The 16529-nt window shown below is 38.2% G+C and carries 11 protein-coding genes; 7 read left to right on the plus strand and 4 right to left on the minus strand.

The window, feature by feature from the left end:
• Nucleotides 1–2: 2 nt before the first annotated feature.
• The 3 genes from AC6CH1_RS00970 to AC6CH1_RS00980 all read left to right on the plus strand — a co-directional run bounded on the left by AC6CH1_RS00970 (nucleotide 3) and on the right by AC6CH1_RS00980 (nucleotide 2481).
• Nucleotides 3–1694, plus strand: coding sequence for a phospho-sugar mutase (locus AC6CH1_RS00970; RefSeq protein ID WP_498316059.1), 1692 nt, complete (start codon nucleotides 3–5; stop codon nucleotides 1692–1694).
• A gap of 237 nt (nucleotides 1695–1931) precedes the next feature.
• On the plus strand, nucleotides 1932–2063 hold the full coding sequence (locus tag AC6CH1_RS00975; protein WP_498316061.1) for a hypothetical protein: 132 nt from the start codon (nucleotides 1932–1934) through the stop codon (nucleotides 2061–2063).
• A gap of 22 nt (nucleotides 2064–2085) precedes the next feature.
• Entirely contained in the window at nucleotides 2086–2481 is a 396-nt protein-coding gene (locus AC6CH1_RS00980) for a S8 family serine peptidase (protein WP_498316063.1), read from the plus strand.
• 87 nt (nucleotides 2482–2568) lie between these two features.
• On the opposite strand, the gene AC6CH1_RS00985 is transcribed toward AC6CH1_RS00980, so the two are convergent.
• Nucleotides 2569–3459 (minus strand): sulfurtransferase, encoded by an 891-nt coding sequence (locus AC6CH1_RS00985; protein WP_498317728.1) that lies wholly within the window; start codon nucleotides 3457–3459, stop codon nucleotides 2569–2571.
• A gap of 459 nt (nucleotides 3460–3918) precedes the next feature.
• Between AC6CH1_RS00985 and AC6CH1_RS00990 the strand changes: the two genes are divergently transcribed.
• The 3 genes from AC6CH1_RS00990 (at nucleotide 3919) to AC6CH1_RS01000 (ending at nucleotide 11093) form a co-directional block, all read left to right on the plus strand.
• Nucleotides 3919–7455 carry a chitobiase/beta-hexosaminidase C-terminal domain-containing protein gene (locus tag AC6CH1_RS00990; RefSeq protein WP_498316065.1) on the plus strand — a complete coding sequence of 1179 codons (3537 nt, stop codon included), beginning with the start codon at nucleotides 3919–3921 and terminating at the stop codon, nucleotides 7453–7455.
• A gap of 194 nt (nucleotides 7456–7649) precedes the next feature.
• Nucleotides 7650–9215, plus strand: coding sequence for a sensor domain-containing diguanylate cyclase (locus AC6CH1_RS00995; protein WP_498316066.1), 1566 nt, complete (start codon nucleotides 7650–7652; stop codon nucleotides 9213–9215).
• Between the two features lie 312 nt (nucleotides 9216–9527).
• Entirely contained in the window at nucleotides 9528–11093 is a 1566-nt protein-coding gene (locus AC6CH1_RS01000; RefSeq protein WP_498316068.1) for a sensor domain-containing diguanylate cyclase, read from the plus strand.
• 50 nt (nucleotides 11094–11143) lie between these two features.
• Here AC6CH1_RS01000 and AC6CH1_RS01005 read toward each other — a convergent pair whose 3' ends face one another.
• The 3 genes from AC6CH1_RS01005 to AC6CH1_RS01015 form a co-directional block, all read right to left on the minus strand.
• Nucleotides 11144–12619, minus strand: coding sequence for an S-layer homology domain-containing protein (locus tag AC6CH1_RS01005; RefSeq protein WP_498316070.1), 1476 nt, complete (start codon nucleotides 12617–12619; stop codon nucleotides 11144–11146).
• Between the two features lie 138 nt (nucleotides 12620–12757).
• The gene (locus tag AC6CH1_RS01010) at nucleotides 12758–14188 is read right to left on the minus strand and encodes an HlyD family secretion protein (RefSeq protein ID WP_498316072.1); all 1431 of its coding nucleotides are present in this window, start codon (nucleotides 14186–14188) and stop codon (nucleotides 12758–12760) included.
• Nucleotides 14188–14868 (minus strand): amino acid transporter, encoded by a 681-nt coding sequence (locus tag AC6CH1_RS01015; RefSeq protein ID WP_498316074.1) that lies wholly within the window; start codon nucleotides 14866–14868, stop codon nucleotides 14188–14190. Before AC6CH1_RS01015 ends, AC6CH1_RS01010 begins: the two co-directional genes overlap by 1 nt.
• A 241-nt stretch (nucleotides 14869–15109) precedes the next feature.
• Here AC6CH1_RS01015 and AC6CH1_RS01020 point away from each other — a divergent pair, with 241 nt between their 5' ends.
• Complete coding sequence (locus AC6CH1_RS01020; RefSeq protein ID WP_498316075.1) at nucleotides 15110–16294, plus strand: chromate transporter; 1185 nt, start codon at nucleotides 15110–15112, stop codon at nucleotides 16292–16294.
• Nucleotides 16295–16529: the final 235 nt, after the last annotated feature.

Genomic DNA, 16529 nt, shown 5'->3' on the forward strand with positions numbered 1-16529 from the left:
GTATGAGTATAGAAGTCTATAGACAATGGCAGCAACAGGAACTATCTAACGAATTAGCAGGCGAATTATTAAAGATTGCTCAAGATGACAAAGCAATAGAAGATCATTTCTACCAATATGTATCATTTGGAACAGGTGGCATGCGAGGAATTCTCGGCGCAGGTACAAACCGGATGAACATCTATACTATCCGTCGAGTAGCAGAGGGCTTGGCACGCTATATCTCCTCGAATGGAGAAGAAGCGAAAAAGCGTGGTGTTGCTATTGCTTACGACACACGTCATTTTTCATATGAATTTGCAGTAGAGACAGCTCGTGTATTAGGTGCACATAGTATTACTTCCTATGTATATAAAGAGGCACGTCCAACACCGCAATTATCTTTTACAGTTCGTGAGTTAAATGCTTTTGCAGGGGTTGTCATTACGGCGAGTCACAATCCAAAGCAGTATAACGGTTTCAAAGTTTACGGTGAGGACGGTGCCCAGCTAGTGCCGACTGGAGCAAATGCAATTATCGAGCACATGAATCAAATTAGTGATATTTTTGCAATTGAAGTGGCAGAGGTTACCGGGCTAGAACAAAAAGGACTAATTAATTGGATTTTGGAAGAGTTGGATGAAAAATTCATGAATAATTTATTAACTTTAAAAAATAACAATGCCATTGATTATAATATGAAACTTGTTTACACGCCTTTACATGGGTCAGGACTGGTCCCGGTAGTAGAAGGTTTAAAGCAATTTGGATTTAATGAAGTGCATGTTGTTGAGGAACAAGCCGTACAAGATGGTGCTTTTCCAACAGTTCTGTATCCAAATCCGGAAGAAGCGGCCGCCTTTTCAATGGCTATCGAGGTAGGAAACCAAGTAGGGGCAGACTTATTATTGGCGACCGATCCAGATGCAGATCGTTTAGGGGTAGCTGTTCGAAAAGGTGAATCATATGAACTGCTTACAGGGAATCAGCTCGGTTCGCTATTATTAAATTATATTATGCAAACAAAGCAAGAGACTGGAACACTCCCAGCCAATGGAGCAATATTAAAAACGATTGTTACATCAGAGCTAGGTGCTGCTATTGCTGCTAATTACGGTGTTGCAACAGTTAATACTTTAACTGGCTTTAAGTATATCGCAGAAAAAATTGCTGAGTTTGAAATGACGAAAGCTCATACATACTTGTTTGGGTATGAGGAAAGCTACGGTTACCTAATAGAGACATTTGCTCGTGATAAAGATGCAGTCCAAGTCGCTTTAAAAGTTGCAGAAATGGCTGCCTATTATTCGACACAAGGAAAAACATTACTTGATGCATTAGAAGATTTGTATGAACAATTTGGCTATTATAAAGAAGCCTTAGTCTCCAAAATATTTGAAGGCAAAGACGGTCAAGAACAAATGAAAGCAATTTTGAATAACTACCGCTTAAATATGCCCAGTGAAATTGCAGGGGGAACGGTTGTACGTGTTGAGGACTACTTAACAGGTATCGCAACATTACAGGACGGTACTACTGAGCCAATCGAATTGCCAAAAGAAAATGTATTGAAGTTTATATTAGAGGATAACTCTTGGATTGCCATTCGACCTTCAGGAACAGAGCCGAAGTGTAAGTTTTATTTTGGCGTTGTGAAGGAATCTAAGGAACAGGCGGAAAAAGCGATGGAGAAATTGGTTAATTATCTTTTATAATGATGCAACCATCACATATCTTTTAACTTGTTCTAAATTTATAGCAGTAAAAACCCAATCGTTTGCAAGATAAACGATTGGGTTTTTTATTGGGGAATAATATAGGGTTTGAGCTTTTTATAGGGATATTCCTGTAATTTCCTTGCCTACAACAGAAGCATCTTTAGCAAAATCATGTCATGGCTATACAGCTAAAGGCGTTAAAATAGCCATTATTGATTCGGGGTAGCAAACCATTTGGACCTGACGATTGCGGGTGGCAAATCATTTGTAGGGGAAAGCTATGATGATGAACATGGCCATGGAACCCATGTTGCAGGAGTTGCACCAAAAGCTGAAGTATATGCAGTAAAGGCGAATAAAGAGTGATGGGGTTGGTGATGTTCGAGTTGTGTTGCAGGCAATTGACTGGGCAATTGATAATCATATGGACATTATTAATTTAAGCTTTGGAGATTTGGAATATGCTCAATCCTTTCATAAAGGGATTAAGAAGGCATCTGAACATGGTTTACTGATTGTTACAGCGAGTGGCACTGAAGGAAATGACAACGGGACGGGAAATACGATTAATTATCCGGCACGTCATGAGGAAGTAATATCAGTTACGGCAATTAATCGTTATTTCAAGCGTTCTTCATTTAGCGGCACCAGGAGAAGAAATTTACAGTACATATTTGAACGGCCAATATTCTACATACAATGGTACACGATGGCAACACCACATATAACGAGAATGCTAGCATTGTTAATGGAACAATATCCATATGCATGCAACACCTACTGAATTGCGGGAAGGTTTGCGTTATATTATGGGGCTTTTCTTTTTACTCTTCATTTTCCAAGACTAATTATAAAGAGACTTATACATTTATTATCCCGTTACCAACGGACAACTCTCATCCGCCGCCCACTCATTCAATGACCCATCATACACCGCCACATTTTCTTGGCCCAACTTGTTCAACAACAAAGCATTCCATGTCGCAGCAATTCCGCCACCGCAATAAGTAACCACTTTTTTAGAAGGATCAAGTGCGCCTAACTTTTCGAAGGTAGCACGTAGTGTGGCTTCATCTTTTAGTAAACGTGTTTCCGGATTTGAATGTGATCCGAAAAAGGCGTGCTTGCTTCCCGGAATATGACCAGGTCGCGGGTATGTTGTTGTTTCACCTCGGAAGTCTGCCTCTGACAAACTGTTTATTAATACAATATTTTCATCTCCTAAAGCTGCTTTTACCTCTTCTTTTGAAACGATTAGATGCTCGCGGCGTTCTCCTGGAAACGGCGCAGGTTCATAGTTGGAGATTCCTGATTCTGTTGTACGACCATCAAGCTTCCACTTGCGAAATCCACCATCGAGTACTGCTACATTATCAAAGCCTTCATATTTTAATTGCCAGCGTAAACGTGCTGACCAGTCGGATGCTAATATGTCTACATTTACCAGTGGTCCGCGGTCATAAATTACTATATAAGTTTCTTCGGTAATTCCTAAAGGTTCCACTGCTTTTAGAAATTGCTCTCTTGTTGCAATTGTAAATGGTGCCTTTCCTTCAGAGTTCGTGAAATCTTTCAGTAAATCAGCATAAGCTGCTCCCGGGATATGCTCTTCCTTGTAAGCTTCGAAGCCGGACCATAGCTCTGGAAACCCTTCTCCTTCAGGAATTTTTAAGAAAGTAGATGCATCGATTAAGCGCAAATTCGGATCTTCTAGACGTGCTTCCAACCAGTCACCATCTACTACATAAGGAATATTTCTCATCATTATCAAGCTCCTTTTGAATTATTCTTACTGAATTACTCTGTATAAATTTTACTTTAGCACAAATTATTAGTGAGTTCTATTTGCTGCTTTGGTAAATAGAATAAATGTAACTGAATTTAGATTTACCAGCTGTAAAAGTAGAACAATTCGTATGAAATGTAGAAATTATGAGGGATATGTAGAATTAACTATATACGAGGTGAATACTATTTATGAGGAATAAGACCCTAATTAATATAATAGGAGAAATTCCTCTACTGGATATTTCTGAAATTTAATAAAATTTAAACACTAGATAAATATAACTTTAATATTCAAATGATGTAATGGAGTATGCAAGCTTTTCTAGTTTTTAAAAGTAAGACTGTATTCATCGAATCTCTCAAAGCAAATCCTTTATTAAAACTAAGAAGGATTTGCTTTTTTTAAGATAAAAAAATTTAAGGAGCTAAACAAATGAAGAATAGTGGACTCAATTATGTTTCCAAAATTGCTTTATCATTTTTACTTGTAATATCCATGATTTTACCTTACGTTGCAGTTGTAAAAGCAGAGACGACAGGAGCTATCGGAGTGGAGGAAGCGATCAGCCAGTTCGATCCGGCTTCCGTTAAGTCTGATGTAACAGTAGAGGGTTATATAGTAGGGTTTGCAAAAAGCGAGACTTCCTATGTAGTAGAAGCAGAAACCGATACGAATATTGCCATCGCGGACACTCCAGGTGAAACCGATGTAACGAAAATGCTCTTCGTTCAATTGCCAAATTCACCTGCTTCAATTAGAGCCGAATTTGGGTTAAAAACGAATCCTGGAAATCTTGGTAAAAAAGTAGTAATAACAGGTTCGCTGGAAAAATACTTTGGAAACCATGCAGGATTAAAATCACCAACTTATATAGATTTTGTTGGGAATGATACACCCGGTCCAGAAGAGCCAACTCAAGCAGCAACTGTCAAAGCTTCCCCGACATCCGGCGAAGTCTATGCAGGAACAAAAATAACACTATCAACGGCTACATCAAATGCAACGATTTATTACACAACTGATGGGTCTGAACCGACGACAGAGAGTATGGTTTATGATTCATCATCAAGTATTGTTATTAATGAAGCAACGACGATTAAAGCATTCGCAACAGCAGCAGACCTGGATGATAGCGAAGTTACCACATTTGCCTACACGATAAAAACAGCGCCAACAGCTATTTCAATTGAAGAAGCACGCAATAAAGGAATCGGCGAAGAAGTCATCGTATCGGGGATTGTCACGGCAAAACTGGAAACAGCGACAGCACATATCCAGGATGAAACGGGTGCAGCGATTGCAATTTACCCTGCGGACAGTCTTTCCGCAAAAGTAGGAGACCTTGTTACTGTTCAAGGAGAAGTCGCTGAGTACAGCGGACTGAAGCAATTAACGAATATTTCACTTGTTGGTACACCGACAGCGGTATCTTTACCAGAGCCGCAAGTGATTACAAGTGAAGGAATTGCAGAAGACAATGAATCACGATTAGTAACTTTGAAAGATGTCGCGATTACCGGTTCAGGGCAAAACTTTACGGGATCAGATGCAGCAGGTACATTTGCAATTTATGATAAATTAAGAGATTCAGGTTTAGTAAGTGGAAAAACATACGGAGAAATTACAGGGATTGTTGGACAGTTTACAAACCATCAGCTGCTTCCAATCCGTATTATTGAAGATACGACAAAAGTACAGGATATTCAAGCATCACATTCAGGTTACGTATCAGCCGGCACGAGTGTAACACTTTCAACACTTACAGAAGGTGCGAAAATTTATTACACAGTGGATGGTTCACTACCAACTACAGCAAGCACTGTATATACGGATCCTATTACTGTCATTGATTCGATGACGATTAAAGCTATTGGAGTTAAAGAAGGCTTAACGAGCAGCGCAGTCGCAACATTCGTTTATGAAATTATTAATCTGGAAAATGCGACAATCAGCGATATTCAAGGGGCAAGTCATACTTCTCCATATGCTGGATTACAAGTAAACGATGTAGATGGAGTCGTAACATTTGTAATTGACGCTACAAACTTCATCATGCAGGGAAATACGCCGTTCGATGGTGTGAAATCGACTGCGATTAAAGTGAACAAATCATCACATGGTGTAACAGCAGGAGATGTAGTGAAAGTAACGGGTACTGTAAATGAGGTTGGAGGCAATACGCGTTTAAAAGATACACAAATTGCAGCCGTAACGGTTGTAAAAACAGGAACGGATACTGTTCCTGAAACACTTGTGATCGGTGAAGATTTAATCCCACCGAGCAAAATAATCGATAATGACAGTTTTGCAATTTTTGATCCAAAAGAAGATGGAATCGATTTTTGGGAGTCAATCGAATATATGCTTGTGTCATTCCCTAATGCAAGAGTAGTAGGACCGATGTATAACAATGATTCGCCAATCGTCGTTCCTAATACAACAAACAATACATTTAACGATAATGGCGGCTTAAATATCGCTGCTGATGATTACAACCCTGAAAAGATTATGCTAGAAGGAGTATCAGCGAAAAACTATGAATCAGGCGATCGCTTTAATGATGTACTGATCGGTTTTGTGGAAAACTTCTCTGACGGTTACCGACTGAATACGAATAAAATATTCCCGGAAGTTACAAAGGCGAATATTCAGCAGGAAGTAACACATCTTGAACCAGTAGCGGACAAGCTGAACTTTGCATCTTACAATATTGAAAACTTTTCGAATAACAAGGATAATACATCCGATGAAAAAGCAGCAAAAATCGCTTCAACATTTGTGAATAATATGAAGTCACCGGATATTATTACATTAGTGGAAGTACAGGATAATGACGGTCAAACAGATTCAGGAAATGCCGATGCATCAGAAAGCTACTTGCGATTAATTAACGAAATTAAAGTAGCTGGTGGTCCTCAGTATGACTGGATTGATGTTATGCCAATCAATAATACAAGCGGTGGTGCACCAGGCGGAAATATCCGTGTAGGTTACTTGTACAATCCGGAACGTGTTTCCCTTGTTGAAGGGGCAAAAGGAACAGGTGAGCAAGCGAATGCGTGGACAGAAGAAGGCAGCCTTGCATTAAATCCAGGTTTTGTGAATCCTTCAAAATTTGAAGATACACGTAAACCAATTGCGGCAGAATTTGAATTCCAGGAAGAACGCGTTGTTGTTATTGGAGCACATTTAAATTCTAAAGGTGGAGACGATTCATTATGGGGTCCAAAACAGCCACCGGTTTTAGGGTCTGAAGCTGAGCGTATTGAGCTTGCACAGGTAATCAATGACTTTATCGATGAAGGTCTTGCAAAAGATCCGGACGTGAACATTGTTGTAGCGGGTGATATGAATGATTTTGAATTTACACCGGCTCTTGAAGCATTAAAAGGCGACGTTTTAACAAATATGGTGGACAAGGCACCTGTGGAAGATCGTTTCAGCTACTACTTCCAAGGGAACAACCAAGTGCTGGATCATATTTTAGTTTCTAACAATCTTGCAGAAGTAACAGAGATTGATATGATTCATATTAATGCGAACTTTACTGAAGCACAGGGCCGTGCATCTGACCACGATCCGGTATTAGTCCAAATTGATTTGAAATCTGGTAAAGAAGAAACACCGGAGCCAATCGTACCGGAAAACGAGTACAATTATAAAAACTATAAAACCGGCAAGCTAATTATGAACCGCCCAAGTATTTCACTTACATTAGGTGAAAACACCGATATTAAAAACGGGATTGCGGTATTCAGTGAATATGCCGAATTCCATGGAACAGGGTTTGCAGACAAAACTGTAACGATCAGTCCGAAAAAAGGAAATGCGATTATTGATTTTAAAGGAACAAAAATCAATCAAATCATTATTGAAGGTAATCATGTAAAAGAAATACGTAATCTGCCATCCAATGCGAATATTACGTATACAAAAGGGGCATCACCAGAAACAATTGAGTTTAAATAATAGATAACGGGGAGCATCACCAAATTGGGAAATGGATTTGGTGATGCTTTTTTACTGGTTCAATACATAAATTTCTAACAAGATTGTCATAAATATGTTGCATATGCTGATATGGAATTAGTCCTGCTATGTTATAATACTAGCAATTATATTAAATCAAATATATCTGCCTATATTTGGACTAGGAGATTGTAATGTTTTCGTTACGAAATTTCATTAAATTAAAATATTTATTCATATTAGTCATTGCCCTTGCCTTTGTACTTTCAACGCTAATCAGTGTTTACAGCAACTACAAAGGAAATATGAAATTAATGCAAGAACAGACACTGGAAAATAATCGGGTTTACGCGCTGAAATTAGCGGAAACAGTCGATAAATTTATTGTTAATTCAACAAACACGATGCGTTATAGTGCAGCAGAGATTGCCTATGACTTTGAAAATATAAACAAATTGCAGGAAGTAGCAAACCGTCTTTATTTACAAGGCGATACATTTAGTTCTGTTCTCATTGTTGATGCGGAAGGCAATATTATGGTAAATGCACCGCAATCTCTCGGTGAAGCAGGTAAGAAGGTTCCATCCATAAATGGACTGGAAAACTATGATAAACATGAACCTTTTGTTTCAGATCCATATATTTCACCTACAGGACGTAAAGTCATTACCATTTCGATGCCTATTTATGATGAATCGGGAAAATTTAAAGGAGTTTTGAGCGGCACGATTTATCTGTATGATTCCAATATTTTTGAATCGATTCTAGGTGAACATCCTTATGAAAACGGATCATATGTGTATGTTGTCGATACTCGAGGGAAAATTATTTATCATCCTAGAAAAGAAAGATTAGGGGGAGATGCTTCCAGAAGCGAGGTAGTTGTTCAATTATTAAAAGAAAAACGTGGTGCTTTAGAAGCTGTTAATACATTTGACCAGCCAGTACTCGCAGGGTATAGCCAAAGTGAAAAAACACGGTGGGGGATTATTGTCCAAACACCATATGATGAAGCGCTTAGTATGGTAGGGCAACAAGTGCTAAGTGTGTTTAAAATTGGTTTACCTTTTATTATATTCTCAACAATTGTCGTATTCTTATTGGCCAGCCATATTGTTCGACCTCTTGAAAAAATAGCGGAAATCACAGAAAACAGTGTGAAAGATCAAGAGATGAAAAAGCTGAAGGGAATCCGGGCCTGGTATTACGAGGTGTATAAAATACAGGAAGCACTCATCAGTAGTTTTTCGGTTTTACATGGGAAAGTGAATACACTGAAAGAAGAAACATCAACAGATTCACTAACAAAGCTATTGAACCGCCATACTTTTGAAAAGAAAATCAAAGTACTGACTGAGAAGCAAAAAGACTATACGCTCGTTATGTTGGATGTAGACTGGTTTAAATCAATAAATGATATGTATGGTCATATTGCAGGGGATGAGGTACTGCAAGTTTTAGCAAGTAAACTAAAAGAATCGTTACAAGAAGATGATTTAGCATGTCGTTGCGGGGGAGAAAAATTTATTCTTGTCTTTACAGAAACAACGATTGAAGATGCTTATGACCGCGTTGAATCGCTTCGAGCAAATGTTCAGCAAAGTATCAGTCCTGAAGGAAAACCTCTTACATTTTCAGCTGGTATGGCAAATTATCCGCTACATGGTGACGAACTAAAGGCTATTATTGCAAAAGCTGATGAAGCCTTATATAAAGCGAAAGATAACGGGCGCAATCGTGTAGAAGTCACAAATGCATAATTTAAAAATCCAGTCTTCTTTAAAAATTAAGTGGAACTGTTTACTCTACATGGCTTTGCTGGGTAGAGTTTTTTATATTATAGGGATTGAAAAATCTGTACAGAAGAATGGTGAAAATTATTCAAATTTATAAAGGGTGTTCTAGTTAATTGATAAATCACTAAAGAATGGTATGCTAAAATTATACAAATTTTTTTAAGTGTTAATTAAGCTTTTTTATGTTTTAACTAGTTTTATTCTGCTTAAGTATAAATTTTGATCAAAATATAGGTGTTTAAAACTTAAAATTATTCTATTCTTTAGGAGAAATGCATGATCTCTTTAAAAAAATATATGAAACTAAAATACTTAATAGTCGCGGTTATTTCCCTCGCCTTTTTTCTTTCTGTAATTGTTAGTACATATTTTAGCTATCAAGGAAATGTGAAGTTTATGGAAGAACAGGCATTGGAAAATAACCGGGTATATGCCTTGAAATTATCTGAAACTATTGACCAATTTATCGGGGATACAAAAAGGGTTATGCGTTATAGTGCAGCAGAAATTGGTGAGGACTTTAATAATATGGAAACCCTGCAACAAGAGGTTAACCGTCTTTATTCGCAGGAAAACACATTTAGTTCTGTCGTTGTTGTAGATGCGAATGCGAATATTTTAGTCAATGCGCCACAAAATCTTGGTCTGGCTGGTAGTAAGGTAACATCAAATGAAGGGCTTGATGTGCTAAAAAGGCGTACGGCTTATATTACCAATCCTTATATGTCGCCGACCGGTCGTGAAATTATTCTTCTTTCCATGCCAGTCTATAATAAAGAAGGTATATTTAAAGGGGTTGTGAACGGGACGATTTATTTGCATGAGTCGGATATTTTTGAAATGGTTTTAGGCAGGCACCCTTATGAAAACGGTTCTTATGTATATGTTGTGGATACAAATGGAAAGATCATTTATCATCCGGATAAAGCACGACTAGGGGAAAATGTCTCACAAAATGAGGTTGTAGAAAATCTGATAAAGGAAAAAAGCGGTGCAAAGGAAATTGTCAATTCTCTTGATCAGCCAATGCTTGCTGGGTATAGCTCCACAGAAAGAACTCGCTGGGGAATTGTTGTTCAAACCCCGTATGATGAAGCAATAAATGCCGTTGGAAAACAAGTATCGGAAGTCTTTGCACGAGGTTTGCCATTTATTCTTCTCTCAACTATTTTCGTCTTTATACTGGCAACACGTATTGTACGTCCGCTTCAAAGTATGGCGGAAATAGCAGGGAACAGTGCACAGGAGCAGGAGATGAACAAGCTCAAAGACATTCGCGCATGGTATTTTGAAGTGTTTAATATTCGGGAAGCTCTTATTCAAAGCTTTTCAATTTTGCATGGACAAGTTAATACACTTAAAGAAGAATCCTCTACGGATCCGTTAACAAAGCTTTTAAATCGCCGTACTTTTGACAAAATAATTCACTTATGGACCGAACAGCAAAAACCATATACATTAGTCATTTTAGATGTTGATTACTTTAAAAAAGTTAATGATTCCTATGGTCACACTATAGGAGACGAGGTATTGCAATTTATAGCTAGTAAATTAAAAGAAGTTGTTGGTGAAGAAGATTTAGCTTGCCGTTATGGTGGGGAAGAATTTATACTCCTGCTTTCTGAAGAGACGGTAGGTAATGCATATAGTCGGTTAGAAGCGCTCCGCAAAGAAATTTCCCGGCTTATTAGTCCGACAGGGGAAGTAATTACATTCTCAGCCGGAATCGCAAATTATCCGTTGCATGGGGATCAGCCAAAAATTATATTGGAAAAGGCGGACGCAGCACTATATGAAGCGAAAAAGAACGGGCGAAACCGTGTGGAAGTAACAAATGCATAATTTAAAAATCCAGTCTCTCTTTATAATTAAGAGGGACTGGATTTATTAGTTTAATAGAAATTAATCGTAAAGTAAGGGCTTTTTTTGCTGCTGTACTCCAAGCCTACAATTGCGTTTTTATAGGCAGTCTGTAATAAATTATCTCGATGTCCTTTACTATTCATAAAGCCTTCATGTGCATAAATCACATTGTAGTGACCATACGAAATATTTTCGCCCCAAGTTCTAAGTTCGGATTTGCTCATACCGCCGCTGATCATACGGTCATACGGTGTTGTTCCTGAAAGACCTGTATGAGAGAAATAGTTGTTATCGATCATATCTTTGCTGTGTTTACGTGCAATCGATGCCCATTGCGGTGAATGTGTAAGCGGATTAACCCCTTCAGCAGCACGTGCCTGGTTCATCAGCTCAACCATCAGCTGTTCAGAATGTTTTTGCGTATCCGATATATCACCGTAATAGCCATCTTTATTCACTTCATAGTCTTTATGGACATAAAGGATTGAGCGAATGACGTTCTTTTTATGAATATCATAGAAAAATGTTACGTAATAGTCATCTATTAAATAGAAATTATATTCATTGGAAGCAGGTGTATTATAGATTACATTTCCGCGACGCACATCTGCATTTTTCGTTCCGTACTTTGCTTTTACATCGCTTGCATTATTTTTGCCGATTTGCAGATCTTGTGCAGCAAAGAAGCTTTTTCCTTGTTTTGTCATATATCGTGCAACTATCTTATTGTTGTCGACACCTTCTAATTCAAAGTCCAGATTTGTGCCTGTTTGTTTCCAAGCGAAGTCATATTCACTATTGTAATTTGCTATAGCTGTGTCGGGTTTTTCAGCAGCTGGAGGTGTTGGTTCGCTGATTACTTCACCGGTCGTTTTGAAACTGAGTGCCCGATATAGGAATGTTGCTATTTGTGCACTTGTGACATTATTATTCGGTAAAAACTGATTTTTTTCATTGCCGGTCGTAATACCGTGGCTCGCTAAAATATTTACATAGTCATAGTACCAGCTGGATTTTGAGACGTCTTTAAAGCTGACTGTCGTACCGCCGTTTAATTTCAGGCTTTCTACTAATATCTTTGACAGATGTGAGCGTTTTACTGACTGATCCGGATTGAAATTGCCGTATTCATCCCCATCAAAAATGCCTGATTCATATGCCCAAATAATCTCTTGTGTAAAAGGAGTGGAGTTCGTTACATCTTTAAACTTTCCATCATAAGAACGAACTTTTGGAATGGAAAGGGCCGAATCGCTTGAAAGAATCGTCTGGAGAATTTTTGATGCTTCTGCGCGTGAAACAGGTTTACTGAAATTAAATTGGTTGCCGGATTTATAATCATACACATTTAAGTTATTTAAATATTGGATAGCTTCCGTATGGGTATTATGGCTGTTTTCTACATCATAAAACGTCTTTTTCGCAAAGACGTCATCACTTGCAACAAATAATGCGGAAGCGAACAGAGTAGTAGCTATGAAACTTTTTGTAATTCTTTTTTTCATTTGTTTCGACTCCTTTAGTAAAATTCTATATTCCATGTCTATTATTTTTTGTCTTTACCCGTACTGAAAGACAACAAAACACGGTGTTATGTATCATAATAAAACGGCGGGAAGAGCATGTTCCCGCCGTTTCATATTTTATTTAATTAAATACCAAAGAGCATCTTTCCATGTCGCATCAACATATGTCCATTCAAACGTATGTAATGGGTACGGTCTGAATGTAGGGGCGAACAGATTCTTTTCGTCGCCGTCAATAAAGATTTGCTGTGGTGCGATAGGAGCTGTAAATACAGCCGTGTCCTCTAAATCTTCATCTTTAGCAGCGTCCTCTTTCTTGGAATCTTCCAGCTCAACAGTTTGGATGCGCGGTTCAGTAACTACGGCATCCTCTTCAAGGCCTTCTTCTTCGATATTTTCCTCAATCGGTTCGCCGTACATGAACTCTTCTTGTTTTATTTCCGCTTTATGCTTGAATAGTAGGTCAACCGGTTCTAATCTTGTCTTCCCATCTTCTCCGACTGTATAGATAAGGTTTTCTGAATTGTCTTGTTCATATTTTACAAGCCAATTCTCGTTTACTTGGAAGCTGTCATTTGCTTCAAATGTTGTAATTGTCGCATCTGCAAGTATTCCAATCGGTGTTTCCGTTAACAAGTCAGTTGGTTCGATGCTAACTTCATAGACCGTATCATCCGGCTTTACTTTATCGTTCTTTTTCATTTCATTAAACGCAATGGAATCACGTGCTGGTATTTGCTGTTTCTCCAGTACATCTCCATCAATGACCAGTTCATCTTCTTTGCCTTCATTCAAAATAACAGAAGCCTTTTGACCGATTTCGACTTCCTTCCAGTCTTCATGTTCCACATAGGCAACAAATTTCTTTTCAAGTGATTGAATTTGGAAAATAATCGAATCGCCTTCAAGAACAATTTCCTTAACAATTCCGTCCACTGGTGTAGTTAAAGAATTGTTGTTACTTAACTGGGAAATCATACTGTCCAAAATGCTAATTTGACGCTCCGTTTCCGCAATGGAACGTTGAATAATCGCAATACCTTCTGCTGTTGGCGTACTTTGTTCAATACCCAGCTCCAGTGTTAAATTAATATTCCATAATTCATTATCGCCAAGTGTTGTTGAGTCTGTTGCTGTACTCGGTGAGGAAGAACTGTTTTCGGATTGTAAGTCTGAAACGATTCTTTCCAATTCTGATAGCTCGTTTTGATAAGCGTCGCGATCTGTCTCAAGACGTGAAATTTCACGTTCAGCTTCTTCCGGTTTATAAATGGCAAGCTCCGTTAACAAGCTAACACTTTGTCCTTGTGTAACGAGCACCTCGCTAATTGATTGTACAGGCGCTGCGATGAAATGTTCCTGCTTCGCTGCAACAACAGCATCCGTTTCCAGAACTTTTTCATGATAATCGGCTACTGCAAACTGCACATTGTTAATATAGTAGTTTTTCATAATAATATCATTGTCTTTTAACAGTAAATAACCATTCACCAAAACAAACACAAAGGCAACTGCGCTAAATATCTTTACTTTTTTTGTCATACGCATTACAGACCAAGCCACCCTTCGATCCAAGTTAAAACAGGAAGAATGCTATATAACGCAACAAGCGATGCCAATACGATTTGAATAAGTATTAACTTAAACAGCAACGCTTTCGGTCGATCTGTCCAATTCGACAAAAATATGTATTGAATCCATACCGCTATTATCGATGCGACTGTTAGCTGATTCAGGAAGAACAATAAATAGTCATGATAATATACGTATGCCATCATAGGTGCCAATGAAAACATAGTGAACTGTGTAGAATATCCTGCTATTGCAAAGATAATCACCGTCAGCAGTTTTTCAAGAACAATGAAAAAGATGACATATAGCTGTATCTTTCGAATCCAGCCGTAATCGATATTTGTCAATAAATGAATCAAATATGTAATGACATAATAATGAATGATAAAAAATAAAATACCTGCCAGAATCGCACCGATTAATGACATCAGTCGAGCGAAACTATATAAATCTCCTTCACCATTTACCAGCAATGCTGTTAAGTCGGTTGTATTCATCCCCCAGAAGTTGCGGACTATAAAAAACAGTAAAGTAAAACCAAAAATAGCCAGCAAAATTTTCCGATACCCTATAAGTCTTTGATCTTCGCTACGTTCAATATTATGTATGAGTTGCGATGGGTGTGAAAGATGATGCCAAAACTTGTACTCGAACATAAATTCACCTCAATATTTTTATTAACATATGCTTAATACCCTAATTTGGAGTAAATCACACATATATTAACAGTGTAATAGAAAATATAGTTTCATTATAAACCTTATTGCAAAGTAAGTGTAAAAAGTATGTAAATTATGAGAAATAGGCTATATGAAGCGAGAGAGAAGTGCTACTTTTAGAAAAGGTAAAGATTAAATATAGAAGAGTACACTAAAAAAGAGGCTTAAGGAGTTAGCAATGAATTCTATGAAGCAAAATCGAATCAAATCACTTCTCGAAATATTTTTGGTTTCAACACGATTAGGGCTGACATCCTTTGGGGGACCGACTGCTCATCTAGGATATTTTCATGAAGAATATGTACGAAGAAGAAAGTGGATAGATGAAAAAAGCTATGCGGATTTAGTTGCGCTTTGTCAGTTTCTGCCCGGGCCTTCGAGCAGCCAAGTGGGAATCGGCATTGGAATTATGCGCGCTGGAATACTGGGGGGAATTACATCATTTATAGGGTTTACATTTCCCTCGGTTGTAGCACTTATTGCATTTGCATTACTCATGACAGGGTTTGATGTCGGAAATGCGGGGTGGATTCATGGTTTGAAAATTGTGGCGGTAGCGATTGTTGCACATGCCATTATCGGGATGGCTAAAAGTCTGACACCTGATTTGAAAAGGAAGGCAATAGCCATTTTTGCTTTGCTTGTGACACTTTTTTGGCAAACTGCTTTTAGTCAAGTCGGGGTAATTATAATTGCCGCATGTATAGGGTATTTATTGTTGAAACAGAAGAATGATGTGGTAGGGATACAGTCGCGCTTTCCTGTTTCTAAACGGGTTGGAGGGTTTTGCCTTCTTTTGTTTATAGGCTTACTGGTGGCTTTGCCTCTATTGAAAGAGGCCACAGGTTCTTATTGGTTATCGGTGTTTGATAGTTTTTACCGCTCAGGGTCTTTCGTTTTTGGTGGGGGGCATGTGGTGCTGCCCTTACTGGAAAGGGAATTTGTCCCAACAGGCTGGATGAGTGAAGAAGCATTTTTAGCGGGATACGGTGTCACGCAGGCCGTACCAGGTCCACTATTTACATTTGCTGCTTATATAGGAACGGTAATGAACGGCTGGCAAGGTGGGGTAGTCGCGACATTTGCGATTTTTTTACCAGCGTTTCTTTTAATTATTGGTGCACTGCCGTTTTGGGATCAACTACGTAACCATCCGAAAATTACAGGTGCTATTATGGGCGTAAATGCGGCCGTAATTGGTATTTTAATTGCAGCGCTATATAATCCTATCTGGACTAGTTCTATATTGGGGGCAAAGGATTTTGCGTTAGCTGTTGTGTTATTCAGCATGCTTGCTTATTGGAAAATGACGCCTTGGATTGTCGTTGTTACCGGGGCTGTAGCTGGGTTGTTATTTTTATAGGTAAAGGGGAAGCTGTCTCTGGCATTCGAGATGGCTTTTTTCGTGTTTATCAGGCCAGATTCTACTTTATACGTATTTTGTTCTACTTATTATAGAAAAATTTCTACTTCTTTAACTAGGTATTCTACTTTTCTTCGCTAACTTCCACATTTGGGCTTAAACGTTCTACTTTCATTGGAAGGTATGGGAACTCTAGTTCTATATTTGTAATTAATATACTAATTAGGAAATCATA

This window comes from Solibacillus sp. GQ1 (genome assembly GCF_059758555.1).

Bases quoted from the DNA above. Each gene is read 5' to 3' on its own strand.
- AC6CH1_RS00970 (WP_498316059.1), top strand. From the start codon at position 3: ATGAGTATAGAAGTCTATAGACAATGGCAGCAACAGGAACTATCTAAC.
- AC6CH1_RS00985 (WP_498317728.1), bottom strand. From the start codon at position 3,459: ATGAGAAATATTCCTTATGTAGTAGATGGTGACTGGTTGGAAGCACGT.
- AC6CH1_RS00990 (WP_498316065.1), top strand. From the start codon at position 3,919: ATGAAGAATAGTGGACTCAATTATGTTTCCAAAATTGCTTTATCATTT.
- AC6CH1_RS00995 (WP_498316066.1), top strand. From the start codon at position 7,650: ATGTTTTCGTTACGAAATTTCATTAAATTAAAATATTTATTCATATTA.
- AC6CH1_RS01000 (WP_498316068.1), top strand. From the start codon at position 9,528: ATGATCTCTTTAAAAAAATATATGAAACTAAAATACTTAATAGTCGCG.
- AC6CH1_RS01005 (WP_498316070.1), bottom strand. From the start codon at position 12,619: ATGAAAAAAAGAATTACAAAAAGTTTCATAGCTACTACTCTGTTCGCT.
- AC6CH1_RS01010 (WP_498316072.1), bottom strand. From the start codon at position 14,188: ATGCGTATGACAAAAAAAGTAAAGATATTTAGCGCAGTTGCCTTTGTG.
- AC6CH1_RS01015 (WP_498316074.1), bottom strand. From the start codon at position 14,868: ATGTTCGAGTACAAGTTTTGGCATCATCTTTCACACCCATCGCAACTC.
- AC6CH1_RS01020 (WP_498316075.1), top strand. From the start codon at position 15,110: ATGAATTCTATGAAGCAAAATCGAATCAAATCACTTCTCGAAATATTT.